Origin of the sequence: Lentimonas sp. CC4, from assembly GCF_902728235.1 — a bacterium.
In the GTDB taxonomy this organism is placed as follows: Bacteria; Verrucomicrobiota; Verrucomicrobiia; order Opitutales; family Coraliomargaritaceae; genus Lentimonas.
Genome location: NZ_CACVBO010000001.1, coordinates 2,503,516 through 2,515,939, shown reverse-complemented (window position 1 = coordinate 2,515,939; position 12,424 = coordinate 2,503,516). Strand labels below are relative to the sequence as shown.

The 12,424-nt window shown below is 52.9% G+C and carries 12 protein-coding genes; 7 read left to right on the top strand and 5 right to left on the bottom strand.

The window, feature by feature from the left end:
• Positions 1-54: 54 nt before the first annotated feature.
• Positions 55-765 (top strand): discoidin domain-containing protein, encoded by a 711-nt coding sequence (locus GZZ87_RS10775; RefSeq protein WP_162026737.1) that lies wholly within the window; start codon positions 55-57, stop codon positions 763-765.
• A gap of 280 nt (positions 766-1,045) precedes the next feature.
• Here the strand turns inward: GZZ87_RS10775 and GZZ87_RS10770 are convergent, their stop codons facing one another.
• The 4 genes from GZZ87_RS10770 to GZZ87_RS10755 form a co-directional block, all read right to left on the bottom strand.
• Positions 1,046-2,086: a transposase gene (locus tag GZZ87_RS10770; protein ID WP_244652045.1), complete on the bottom strand. Its 1,041-nt coding sequence runs from the start codon at positions 2,084-2,086 to the stop codon at positions 1,046-1,048.
• Positions 2,087-2,104: 18 nt separating this feature from the next.
• Positions 2,105-2,515: a transposase gene (locus tag GZZ87_RS10765; protein ID WP_162026735.1), complete on the bottom strand. Its 411-nt coding sequence runs from the start codon at positions 2,513-2,515 to the stop codon at positions 2,105-2,107.
• Positions 2,516-2,940: 425 nt separating this feature from the next.
• Positions 2,941-4,854 carry an amidophosphoribosyltransferase gene (locus tag GZZ87_RS10760; protein WP_162026734.1) on the bottom strand — a complete coding sequence of 638 codons (1,914 nt, stop codon included), beginning with the start codon at positions 4,852-4,854 and terminating at the stop codon, positions 2,941-2,943.
• 110 nt (positions 4,855-4,964) lie between these two features.
• Entirely contained in the window at positions 4,965-5,903 is a 939-nt protein-coding gene (locus GZZ87_RS10755) for a cation diffusion facilitator family transporter (RefSeq protein WP_162051236.1), read from the bottom strand.
• Positions 5,904-6,242: 339 nt separating this feature from the next.
• Here GZZ87_RS10755 and GZZ87_RS10750 point away from each other — a divergent pair, with 339 nt between their 5' ends.
• The 5 genes from GZZ87_RS10750 (at position 6,243) to GZZ87_RS10730 (ending at position 10,972) form a co-directional block, all read left to right on the top strand.
• Positions 6,243-6,662, top strand: coding sequence for an ApaG domain-containing protein (locus GZZ87_RS10750; RefSeq protein ID WP_162026732.1), 420 nt, complete (start codon positions 6,243-6,245; stop codon positions 6,660-6,662).
• Positions 6,663-6,667: 5 nt separating this feature from the next.
• Positions 6,668-8,026: an MBL fold metallo-hydrolase gene (locus GZZ87_RS10745; RefSeq protein WP_162026731.1), complete on the top strand. Its 1,359-nt coding sequence runs from the start codon at positions 6,668-6,670 to the stop codon at positions 8,024-8,026.
• Between the two features lie 141 nt (positions 8,027-8,167).
• Entirely contained in the window at positions 8,168-8,563 is a 396-nt protein-coding gene (locus GZZ87_RS10740) for a hypothetical protein (RefSeq protein WP_162026730.1), read from the top strand.
• 101 nt (positions 8,564-8,664) lie between these two features.
• Positions 8,665-10,500, top strand: a complete 1,836-nt coding sequence (typA, locus tag GZZ87_RS10735) for a translational GTPase TypA (protein WP_162026729.1) — start codon at positions 8,665-8,667, stop codon at positions 10,498-10,500.
• 121 nt (positions 10,501-10,621) lie between these two features.
• Positions 10,622-10,972 carry a hypothetical protein gene (locus GZZ87_RS10730; protein WP_162026728.1) on the top strand — a complete coding sequence of 117 codons (351 nt, stop codon included), beginning with the start codon at positions 10,622-10,624 and terminating at the stop codon, positions 10,970-10,972.
• A gap of 81 nt (positions 10,973-11,053) precedes the next feature.
• Here the strand turns inward: GZZ87_RS10730 and GZZ87_RS10725 are convergent, their stop codons facing one another.
• On the bottom strand, positions 11,054-11,494 hold the full coding sequence (locus GZZ87_RS10725) for a hypothetical protein (RefSeq protein WP_162026727.1): 441 nt from the start codon (positions 11,492-11,494) through the stop codon (positions 11,054-11,056).
• Positions 11,495-11,509: 15 nt separating this feature from the next.
• On the opposite strand from GZZ87_RS10725, the gene GZZ87_RS10720 reads away from it, so the two are divergent.
• Positions 11,510-12,394, top strand: a complete 885-nt coding sequence (locus GZZ87_RS10720) for a S1-like domain-containing RNA-binding protein (RefSeq protein WP_244654000.1) — start codon at positions 11,510-11,512, stop codon at positions 12,392-12,394.
• Positions 12,395-12,424: the final 30 nt, after the last annotated feature.

Below are 12,424 nucleotides of genomic sequence, written 5' to 3'. Positions count from 1 at the left end.
GCCCCTAACGGCTCCTCAAACAAACCGACACTCTACGTCACACTTCTTATTATCATGAAAAACATAGCACTTCTTACTCTCGCTGGCAGCGCACTCATCTTTTCCGGTTGCGGCGACAAAGGCGCATCCGATTCCGCTGCTCCAGCAACTGACGGCGCATCGGCACCCGCAGCCTCCGGAGGCAGCATCGCACTCACAACTGAGATCCCACCAGAACTGATTGAAGGCACACCACAGCCGATCAAAGTCAAAAATCTCGAAAAAGCACCCTCTAGCGCACCAACGCTCATGGTTCCAGAAGGCACCGTGCTACTCTCCGCAGGCAAGCCTGTCACAGGTAGCGACGACTTCCCAATCATCGGCGAGCTCGAATACATCACCGACGGCGACAAAGAAGCTGGCGAAGGTTACTTCGTCGAGCTGATGGACGGCCCGCAGTGGGTGCAGATCGACCTCGAAGCCCCAGCGGACCTCGCAGCGATCTGGGTGTGGCACTACCACTCACAAGCCCGCGCTTACCACGATGTCGTCGTGCAGGTCTCCAACGATCCTGAATTTGCAACGGGCGTCACAGAACTGTTCAACAACGACTACGACAACTCTGCTGAGCAAGGTAAAGGCAGCGCCAAGCCATACGTCGAAACACGCTTCGGCAAGTTGATCGACGCCAAGAACACCAAGGCACAATACGTTCGACTCTACAGCAACGGCAACACCGCCAACGACATGAACCACTACATCGAAGTCGAAGTCTACGGCAAGTAGCCACGTATTCAGATTTTAACGTCAAAGGCCCGCATCGAACGATGCGGGCTTTTTTGTGTTTGGTAGCATGAAGCTTTAGCGAGTGTTCAGCGCCTCAGCACGAAAGTCCCCCACGCGTCTTCCTTAACGTGATACAGACATTCTTGTCTGCCCCGCCTGCTCGACCACTTATAATACACAACAGACAAGAATACTTGTATCACGCCAGAAATAGGGGCGTGTCATTACCCGTTTGTCAGTCTTAGTAAATGCTCAACGGACCACCGACAGATAGATCGGCTCAACCAAAGACCTGCCTCCGCAGACCCTGAATGACAGAGAGACCACCCCAGTCACCACGCATCGCATTCACCTTCGCAGGGTGCTTTCGCCCACGCTCCATTTGCCACGCACCCGCAAAGCCACGCACAAACTCAGCAGAGCCCAGAATCACCCCATCGGTAAAATAGCGCACACGGCAGCGCAGCATAGCCGCTGTCGAAAGCTGCCCGTCCGCACCTAGCACCTTCAAAGCCTGCTGACGCGTCATTTCTGGCAAGCCACAGTCAGACGCACGCTTGCCAAAAATCAACGAGCGATGCGCCCGCAAAGCTGAATCGATCCGTTTCGCGTCTGAATCCGCTCCAACCAGGTCAGACCAAACAAATAGTAATCCAGCCCGCGAACCAGCAATTCGACCATCAGCATCTCCTCCCAAAATTCGACGTTCAACGTTCGATGTTGAACGTTCGACGTTTCCCACCGCCTCGGCATAGCCACAGAAACGGTAATCCTTCGGATCTTCGACAATTCCCGCACGCACAGGATTGAGATCAATATAAGCCGCCATCGTCTGCAGTGGATTCCCCTGCCCCTCAACCAGCACCGACTTGAAACGATCCGCCCACAAAGTGCCATAGCGCTGATGCGATTTATTAAACCAAGTCGAGAAGCGCTGTTTCAGCGTCTTCATAAACTCCGACACATCCGACATGCGCACCAACAAACGCCGACGAATCGCATCCGCTTCATCACCCCCAGCCCGCAGTTCAGCGCTCATCAAAGCAATCGAAGCCTCCTGATATTTGGTAGGTTTCGGATACAGCACTTTATAACGCCGCATCAACTCACGATCCGAGACCGCAGGCCCATCCGGCACCCGCACCAACACATGGAAATGATTCGACATGATACAATAGGTCAAAATATCAACCCCGCAGAAATCCGCGACTTGGCGCATCATCTTACGCAGAATTTCCTTCTCACGATCTTCAAACAAGAACTCACCATTCACCGTGCGTGTCATGCAGTGATACACCGCATCTCGACCACTCACCTTCATTCGTCGCATCCTCATGATTTAGACAATAAAGCACACAATTGCTCTTATGTCTAATTCACCTACTGATATGTGCCTGTCCCTTAAAAATCTTTCACGTTGATCGTTCTTGTCTCCACTAGGAGTGAAGGTTTTACGATAACGCGCTGCGGTGGTTGTGTTGACTACAAACAAATCGACTTGCTCATGAGTCTCTAAACGCCAGAGCAATGGATCGCGACCGGCTTCCATGCAGATGGTTAAACGACGGCCTTCGAAGCGTTCACTCAGGTAGTCCAGCCAGTCATGGAGCTTGATGTCATCCTGCTCGATTTGCCCGAACTCGTAATCTCCTTCGGGAGCTTGCAGGCAGTAGTCGTGCTTCTCTTTTGCCCAATCCAGTCCGATCAAGACCGAATCGCGGTCGGGTTTTATACTTGTTGGTTTTTTCATGGTGTCCTATGGTTGAGGTTCAGTTGAGGAACGGAATCGCACATACGCTGAACTGCTTATAGAAATGGTTCGTGGCCATTCATCCTGAGTATTCATCTGATGGGCGATGTCTTCACGGTCTCGACACTCTTCAGCTATACTTCGAGAGTAACACACGCTAAAGTCGTAGACCGTGAAGCCGCTCCACTTACGAGCGTAACAATTTGCCCGCCAAGTGAAACGTTGAAACCGCGCCAAAAATGCTCCCAGTAACCACTGGTAACAGGATCCTCGCCGAGCTACACCCCAAGGGGCTCCGCTTCGGATCCTGACTGTGAAAAAGGGACTGGAGTTACTATAAGCGGCACGCTACGGAATTTAACGAGCAAAAAAACGCGCTCCATTACTGGAACGCGTTTTTGTAAATGAATGGACCGTGAGTCAGCTTAGTAAGCGCGCCCGTCTTTGTCCTCAAAGAAGTTGATGTAGGCCTTGTTAAGCGCGGCGTAACCACCCGGTGTTGGATAGTTTCCAGTGAAATACCAGTCACCATTGTTGCTTGGCAGCGCGGCGCGCATTTTTTCAACGGGCAAGAACACGATGTCTAGATCGCCCTTCCAGGGGATGTCTTTCGGATAGACCAACTCACCGATCTTCTTGGAAATCTGCTCGTCGGTATAGCGATCATACAGGCGACGGACGTGATTAACTTGCTCAGCCGCTGGACGATCGACTTGTTCCAAACAATCACGATACACGTCCTTCAGTAGATCGCTTTGGCCTTCCTCTTTGATGAGTGCTACCGTTGCCTTAAACGCGATAAACTTACCGAGCTCCGACATATCAATGCCATAGCAATCGGGATAGCGAATCTGCGGTGCAGTGGATGCCACTACGATCTTACGCGGATTGGTGCGGCTAAGGATTTTCAGGATCGACTCTTTGAGCGTGGTGCCACGAACGATGGAATCGTCGATACAGACAAGACTATCTTTAGGCTTCACGATGCCATAGGTGATGTCGTAAACGTGTGAGACTAGCTTCGCGCGCCCCTTCTCCTGCGAAATGAATGTGCGCAACTTGATATCTTTGTGCGCGATTTTCTCGCCGCGTGGCCAGTTACCCATGATCAGTTTATCGATCAATTCCTCATTGAGCGTGCCATTGGCGTTCGCATCAAGCAGTGCCTCCTTCACTTCGGTGCGGCGATGTAAGCGCAATGCATCGAGCAGGCCGTAATAGGCCGTCTCGGCAGTGTTCGGCACGAAGCTGAAGACACTGTTCGCAAAATCATTGCCGATACATTTAACCACTTGCTCTAACAAGGCGCCCCCCAGCGCCTTACGCTCTTGGTAGATGTCCTCGTCATTTCCACGAGAGAAATAGATGCGCTCAAACGAGCAAGGTGTGACCGGACGCTCTGGAGTGAATCGGTCAGAATAAATCTTACCATCAGCCTTGATCACCATTGCGGTGCCCGGCTCCAGTTCACAGACATTCTCAATCGGTTGATTAAAAATCGTCATCAAAGCAACGCGCTCAGAGGCGTATGCCACGACCTCGTCGTTCTGAAAGTAGAAGCAAGGACGGATGCCCTGCGGATCGCGCATGACAAACGAATCACCATTGCCGATCAAACCAGCGATCGTATAACCGCCGTCCCAATTAGCCGCTGCCTTTTTCAGGATACGGATCGGGTCGAGGTCTTGGCTGATAATTTTCGGAATGCGGATGCCTTCGACATTCTGGTCGCGCATCTGGTGGTAAATCGCGTCGTGGGCTTCATCGAGATGAAAGCCGACTTCTTCGAGGACTGCCTGCGTATCAGTGCCAAAGATCGGGTGTTGGCCGCGGTTGATCAGGTCGTTGTTGATGTCCTTCTCATTGGTAATGGTGAAATTACCCGCGAGCATCAGGTTTTTGGTCGGCCAATTCGATTGGCGAACGAAAGGATGGCAATTATTCGACGAATAGACGCCGGAGGTGCCGTAGCGCAGATGCCCCATCAGCACTTCCCCGCCGTAGCCGAAGTGCTTTTTCACCGTATCAGGGAATTCCGGATGAATCACCCCGCTATCGATTTTCTTCTGATAATCCTTGAGCTGCCCTTGGAAAATCCGCGACAGCGGATTAGTCTTAATACTGCGATCACGTGCCATATACGGCTGCCCCGGATCGACATTCAGCTTCACGCAACCGATTCCTGCGCCATCTTGGCCGCGATTATGCTGCTTCTCCATAAGGAGAAACAACTGGTTAAAACCATACAGTGGAGTGCCGTATTTTTCTTGGTAGTAAGCCAAGGGTTTCAAGAGGCGGATCATTGCGATGCCGCATTCGTGCTTAAGAAAGTCGCTCATATGTGGAAGAAGAGATGCGAAGGGAAAAGGCTTTTTTAGGCCGTGGCGATGATAAGTTGAAAAATTGTTGCACTTCCCGACGCAGCCCACTGATCAAGGCACTTCGCGCGTCATATATCGAACTGAGACTGCACCGTCCCATCGTCCGAAATACCGCGATTCATGACATGATCCTCATTCGCGGGCTCAATATGCACGAGCACTTTTGAGACTTCGGGGTGCTGCTCCAGCAGGAGCACCTTCACTTGCCTCGCTATTTCATGGCCCTTCTCGACCGTAATCTGTGGATCGACCTGCAGGTGCAGGTCGATCTCGTAGACATCGCCGATGCGCCGCACGCGAAAATCATGATATGCCAGTGCTCCAGGCGTTTGTAGCACATGCTCGCGCAAATCCTCGATCACCTCGCGTTCTGGCGCGGCATCCAGTAGGTCCGAGCACGCCCGCAGAAAGATCTTCGTCGCCTCAAAAACGAGGTAACAACCGAGCACCAGCGTCACCGCACCATCTAAAAACGCCCAATCTGGCCCGCCAAGCCACACAGCCACCAGCGCCACCGCCACACCAATCGAAGAGATACTATCCATGCGGTGGTGCCACGCATTCGCCATCAGCAGATCCGAGTGCAAGCGCTTGGCCACGCCACGCGTCCACCAAAACATCGCCTCCTTCACCGCAATGGAGAACACTGCAAAACACGCCGCACTTCCGGCAACGGGCGCCACACTCTCTCCGGAGCGAAAATCCAGAACAGAGGACACCACCAATAAGACTGAAAACACCATCAAGACACCGCCGATGAAGAACTTAGCCAGACTCACGAACTTGTGATGCCCATATAGGTGGTTCGCATCTTCCGGTCGACGCGCCATCGACAGCCCGAGGAGCACGGCAATATCACTCAACAGATCCAACATACTATGCATCCCGTCGGCAATCAGCGCCTTCGAACCGAACAACCACCCCGCCAGCGTCTTAACCACGCCGAGCAGTAGATTCACCCATAGGCCAATCCATGTAATTCGTGTGCCATCTCCAGTATCTTGCATCGCACCCATCGCTACCAAAGCACCCTCATAATGTCGCGACTATTCCGATGCTTGATCCTAAAAAGAGGAGTTGAAACGTTAATGCACGTTAATGAAAGACAGCAAATACATGTTGTTTAAATAGTTAAGCAACACCTCTAACTAGACGCTCATTCACCATTTTGACAGTGAATCAGATTCACATTAATCAATATCCATGAACGGTTTAAGAAACAGAACCGATGCCCACTGCCGACGGAGCCTAGCGGAGATGGTGAAACAATCTAGCTTGATCAATAAAACGTCTCTATTCTGTTTGCCAGAAACCAAAGAAGTCATCAGAAGAAAGTGTTTTAATCCGTGTCTACCCCAAGCAAAGAACTCTACGGCCTGCGAGCCACGTTAGATCGCCTCGTGTATTTTCGCGACCCCGAGACACGGGACTCCGATGCGCCACATGCGTTCATCTACTTCATCACCATCGCCAATCTATCCAGCAGCACAGTCACGCTCAACGGGCGGCGCTGGGTAATCAAAGGGGCAGATGGACATCAAAATGTCTTCGAGGGGCAAGGAATTGTAGGTAAATTCCCCACGCTCGCCCCAGGCGAGTCTTTCTCCTACAACAGCCACCATACCACAACGGGCAATTGCACCGCTGAAGGCTCCTTTCATGGCATTGACAGTGGCGACGAACCCATACATGTCCGTATCCCTTCTTTTGAAATGACGGTTCCACCTGAACCGAACGACGGCCAGACTGAGCTCGACCTTAAATAGCACACATGAAACTTATCGACCTGAATCGTCTCGGCGGCATCGGAGCCAACTCCACCTACGTCCAAATCGGCAGCTTTAACATCCTCATCGATGCAGGGCTCAACCCCAAAGAGCTCGGCTACGACGCGATGCCCGACTTCTCCCCGATCGAAGACGTGGAGATGGATTTCATCATTCTCACGCACTGTCACCTCGATCACCTCGGCTCGTTACCGGTCGTATCTGCACACAATCCGGACGCCCCGGTCATTACGTCCGTGCCGAACATCGAGCTCGCGCCCCGCATGTTGCGCAACTCGATCAATGTCATGAAACGCCAACGCGAAGAGCACGGCATCAGTGACTATCCACTCTTCCTGCACCGCGACGTCGTAGAACTCAGCAAGCGACTCGTCGCCCAGCGCTATGGACGCGGCGAGATCTATACAAAGGGCGACGACAAGATCGAGATCATCTTACACACTTCCGGCCACGTCGCAGGTGCCGCTTGTGTCGAAATCCTCCACGAAGGCCGCCGCATCGTTTTTTCCGGAGACGTGCTATTCGACCATCAACGCACCCTCCCCGGCGCGAAACTCCCCGAAGGCGACATTGATACACTCATTCTAGAAACCACTCGCGGTGCCAAAGCACGCGTGGTCGGCCTCTCGCGCAAGAGCGAAGTCGACCGTCTGCTAGAGCAGGTCGACACCATCCTTCAGCGTGGCGGCAGTTGCCTGATCCCCGTATTCGCGCTCGGCCGCATGCAGGAGCTGTTCAAAATCATTTACGAAGCGCGCAACAATGGCCGCATCCCGAAGACGCCGATCTACGCTGCTGGGCTCGGGATGGATATCTGTAACTACTTCCATAAAATCCACGAACGCACCAAGCTCATCGACTTCAGCTTCAAGATGATGGAGAAGCTCAACGTGCGCGCGCTCGACCCGAATATGCGCCCCGGACGTGACCTGCCGCGCAAAGGCATCTACATCGTCAGCAGCGGCATGATGGTCGAGCACACGCCGTCTTATAAGATCGCCGCCTCCCTGCTCCCGCATGCCAGCAACGGCCTCTGCTTCGTGGGCTACTGCGACATCGACACCCCCGGCGGCAAACTGATCGCCGAACAGGAGGAAGGCAGCTTCTTCTTTGAGACGCTCGACTACCTCGCTCCGATCCGCGCCTCCATCGAGCAATTCGATCTCAGCGGCCATGCCGACCGCGACGAACTCGCCGACTACGCCATCCAAAGCAAGGCACGCTCCATCGTGCTCACTCACGGTGACCCTGATGCCCGCGCATGGTTTGAAGAGTCACTCAGCGAGCGCATGCCCGACAGCACCGTGCTCGACCCAGAACCACTGGTGGAATATACGGTGTAACCGAAGATTCAGCGCGAACGACTCCTGGCCCCCTTATTTAATACCAACTCCTAGGTGAATTGCCTCATTTTAGAGACATACCCTTTGTTGCGCTTGCACACACTACCAAGATCGATTTAAATAAAACGTCTATAAACAGACATGGAATACACCTTTCAGATCATCCCAGAGCACGAACTCGTCATTGAAATAATCACAGGCGAAGTGACCGTCGAAGAACTCGCGCATAAAACGCAGACTGTATTTTCCGACCCACTCTACCTGCCGACCTACAACGGCGTAATCGACATGCGATGCGCCATATCACGAATGTCGAAAGTTGAGCTCTATGGATTTGCCAGCCTCATTAGCCAAACCGAGATGTTTGAAAAATCCAAATGGGCAATCGTCGCAGAGGACCCCATTGTCGTCGCCCTCAGCCACATCTTTCAGCAGCGCATTCCCGATCAAACCACGCTCGGAATCTTCTGCACCATCAAAGCCGCAGCCGAATTCGTTGGCCGCCCACAACTGCACGATTACTTACAGGACGAATAGTCCTGCGGATTTCAATTGACTTCCCAGAATCGTCTGCGCGTTATCGCGCGCTGAAATACACCCCGCCGCATCTCAGCACGGCGGGTTTTTCATTTTTTCTCATGAACGCTAAAAACATCCGCAATATCGCCATCATCGCACACGTTGACCATGGCAAGACTACACTCGTTGACTGCCTGCTCGCTCAGAGTGGCACTTACCGTGAAAATGAACGCGTGCAAGAGCGTGCAATGGACTCGATGGACCTCGAGCGTGAGAAAGGCATTACGATTAAGGCCAAGAATCTCGCTGTTAAATGGATCAATCCAAAAGACGGCGAAGAATACACCATTAATATCGTTGATACTCCAGGCCACGCCGACTTTGGCGCCGAAGTGGAACGTGTCATGAAGATGGTAGACGGCGTCCTACTCCTCACCGACGCCGTTGGTGGCCCACAGGCACAGACTCGTTGGGTGCTCCGCAAGGCCCTCGATCAAGGCCTCTCAACCATTTGTGTGATCAACAAAGTTGACCGCGACACCTCTCGCCCAGACTGGGTGCACGATAAAGTGCTCGAACTCTTCCTCGACCTCGAAGCCGATGAAGACCAGTTCAACGCACCCTTCCTGTATGCATCCGCTAAAATGGGCTTCGCAGACCGCGAAGTCGATGGCCCCCGCGAAAACATGCTCGATCTGTTCGAGACCATCGTCGACCGTATCCCTGCACCGATCATTGAAGAAGGTGAATTCCGCATGCTCGCCAGTAACATCGACTGGGACGACTACGTCGGCCGTATGGCGATCGGCCGTGTGCTTTCAGGTGAAATCAAAGTCGGACAAACCATTTTCGCACACCGCAAGGACGGCAGTAAAGACCGCGTCAAAGTCACCAAGATGAAGAGCTTCTCCGGCGCTGGTAATACAGACGACGTGACCGAAGCCGTCGCAGGTGATATCGTCGGCCTTGCTGGTTTCGACGACGTCGACATCGGCGACACACTTGCAGCCTCTAAAGACGCCGAACCACTGCCATTCGTTGAGATCGATCCAGCGACCGTCCAGATGGAATTCTCCGTCAACAACGGCCCACTCGCAGGTAAAGACGGCAAAAAAGTCACTTCCCGCCAGATCCGTGAGCGCTTGATCCGCGAGACACAGTCCAACATTTCCATCAGCGTCGAAGACACTGACGATGGCACACGCTTCCTCGTCAACGCACGTGGATCGATGCAGATCGCCGTCCTCGTCGAAACAATGCGCCGCGAAGGGTTCGAGCTTCTCGTCTCTCGCCCAACCGTGCTTTATAAGGAAATCGACGGCAAGCGCAACGAACCCTTCGAACAAGTCTGGGTTGAAGTTCCTGAAGAGCACCTCGGTGGCGTCATGGAGAACCTCAGCAAACGTAAAGGTAAGGTCACCAACATGGAGCACCACAACTCCGGCGTCACTGTCGAAGCTGAGATCTCCACTCGTGGCCTCATCGGCTTCGAAAGTGATCTTGTGACCATGACCAGTGGTCACGGTGTCATGAGCCACTCGTTCCTCGAGTATCGCCCACACTGTGGCGATATCGTCACTCGCCTCACTGGAACACTCGTCAGCATGGAGCAAGGCAAGACAATGCCATACGCTTTGGATATGATCCAGACTCGCGGTAAGCTCTTCGTCGGCCCAGGTGAAGAAACCTACGCAGGTATGATCGTTGGCGAAAACCCTCGCACGGAAGACATGCCCGTCAACCCTGCTAAGGCCAAGCAACTCGACAACATGCGCTCCTCCGGCACAGACAAGAGCATCCAGCTCTCGCCGCCAATCAAGTTCTCTCTAGAGCGTGCGATCGAATACATCGCCCCCGACGAACTCGTTGAAGCCACTCCACAGTTCCTCCGCCTCCGCAAGCGTATCCTCGACGAGAACGTGCGCCGTAAGATGGCAAAGGCTGCGAAGAAATAAGCGCTGCTAAAATTCAACTTTCAAAGCCCTCGGAGACACATCGTCCCGAGGGCTTTTTCATATGTCACTTTCAAAATGCGGCTCTTGATTAACGATTCATTACACGCATACTTCCCATGATATGAAACCTAGGATCCTACGTCACCATCTCGAGAAAGCCGCCAAAGCATTGGTCTTAATCCAGAAGCACACACCCAATGTCGACTGCATCCTCGACGAAGACAAAGGTGAGCACGGCTACTTGATTCTCAAATTTGATGACGGTGGTGACATCCGAAAGATGAACGCCTTAGGCAAAGACCTTGAAGGCAAAGGCTACAGTTTTAGACTAAAGAAGAGCCCATGGCTCGGGCAAGTCACCTATTTTGGCAAGGCCGACGACAAAACATCGATTCTCATTACACGACCGATTACTAAAGATCGCCTCGCAATTAACGAAGATTCACCCGAACAACCCTACTCATTTAAGTAGCAGCGGCATCTTGTCGCGTTTCACCACAAGCCAGCGAGGGGAAATCGCTTCGACTGCAGCAATAACAGCGCAACCGTCGGCTCAAGGCTCAAGACTTGGCTTTACCACCTCGATCCAAAACCAATCGGCATCGTCAGTATAAAAAGCATCCAAAGGCCCTTCACCGATTAGATGAACGGCATTCAGATAGTAAGCCTTGGTTCGCCCCTCGGCCACTGCCTCAATATCGGTGCCATTCAAAAAGTCACCCTCTCTGGGCAAATGACGGGCAACCTCAGGATTCTCCACATAAATCCCCAACCAATAGCCACCAAAAAGTGGTCCTTTAGCAGGAGTCACTCCACGAATCAACTCACCCTGCTCCATTCTCAAAGACGGATACTCAAATGCATCCCAAGTATCTGCCGAACCGTAAGCTCGATGATTTTTAATGCCATAACGGGGCCCACACCCACCCAGAAGGAGGCACATCGCGAACATCTGACACACACACAACGCAAACTTTGGAGATTTAACAGTCATATCAGCATCGACTAGATGATATTTGAAGTTAACGATCCGCAAACACATATGGCACACATCGGCAAATTTAACACCCTTCGCATCGTCGAACCCTCCGACCACGGGCTCTATCTCGACGGCGGCGAACACGACAGCATCCTCCTACCCAATCGCTATGTCACACCCGACATGAAGATCGGCGATGATGTCGAAGTCTTCATCTACAACGACTCCGAAGACCGACTCGTCGCCACGACTGAGACACCGCTCGCCCAAGCCGGCGAGTTTGCCTACCTCGAAGTAATCAGCGTCAACGAACGCGTCGGTGCCTTCCTCGACTGGGGACTCAGCAAAGACCTCTTTCTACCCTTTCGCGAACAAGGCGACATCTCCTTTACCGTCGGTGATGGCGCCATCGTCGCCGTCTATGTGGACGAATATACGAACCGCATCGTCGCATCCACCCGCCTGCACCGTCACATGCCCGAAGAAAAGGCCGACTACGAACCTGGCGCACCCGTGCACGTATTGATCTACGGCGAGTCGCCTCTAGGCTTCAAAGCCATCGTCGATAAGCGATATCGCGCATTACTCTACTACGCAGAGACCTCCGACAAGCTAGAAGCAGGCGACCAGTTTACCGGCTACATCAAAAAGGTGCATGCCAATGGCAACATTGACCTGCGCCGCGACCCGTCCGGCTTTAAGCGCGCAGAAACCGTCAGCGAGCAAATCATGCAGAAACTCGAAGCCGCTGGCGGCAAGATGCCCTTCAACGACAAGAGCACACCCGAGTCGATCCGCGAGACTTTCGACACGAGTAAAAAGGCCTTCAAGCAAGGCATCGGCGTCCTCTACAAACAGCGCAAAATCCTCATCACCGAAGAAGGCATTGAAATCGCGCAGGCAGATAACAAATAGCCACCAGTTTCAGCGTTTCAAAATCTCAGC

Coding starts and splice junctions, on each gene's coding strand:
- GZZ87_RS10775 (WP_162026737.1), top strand. CDS start 55: ATGAAAAACATAGCACTTCTTACTCTCGCTGGCAGCGCACTCATCTTT.
- GZZ87_RS10755 (WP_162051236.1), bottom strand. CDS start 5,903: ATGCAAGATACTGGAGATGGCACACGAATTACATGGATTGGCCTATGG.
- GZZ87_RS10725 (WP_162026727.1), bottom strand. CDS start 11,494: ATGACTGTTAAATCTCCAAAGTTTGCGTTGTGTGTGTGTCAGATGTTC.
- GZZ87_RS10745 (WP_162026731.1), top strand. CDS start 6,668: ATGAAACTTATCGACCTGAATCGTCTCGGCGGCATCGGAGCCAACTCC.
- GZZ87_RS10740 (WP_162026730.1), top strand. CDS start 8,168: ATGGAATACACCTTTCAGATCATCCCAGAGCACGAACTCGTCATTGAA.
- GZZ87_RS10720 (WP_244654000.1), top strand. CDS start 11,510: ATGATATTTGAAGTTAACGATCCGCAAACACATATGGCACACATCGGC.
- GZZ87_RS10770 (WP_244652045.1), bottom strand. CDS start 2,086: ATGAAGGTGAGTGGTCGAGATGCGGTGTATCACTGCATGACACGCACG.
- GZZ87_RS10765 (WP_162026735.1), bottom strand. CDS start 2,515: ATGAAAAAACCAACAAGTATAAAACCCGACCGCGATTCGGTCTTGATC.
- GZZ87_RS10730 (WP_162026728.1), top strand. CDS start 10,622: ATGAAACCTAGGATCCTACGTCACCATCTCGAGAAAGCCGCCAAAGCA.
- typA (WP_162026729.1), top strand. CDS start 8,665: ATGAACGCTAAAAACATCCGCAATATCGCCATCATCGCACACGTTGAC.
- GZZ87_RS10760 (WP_162026734.1), bottom strand. CDS start 4,854: ATGAGCGACTTTCTTAAGCACGAATGCGGCATCGCAATGATCCGCCTC.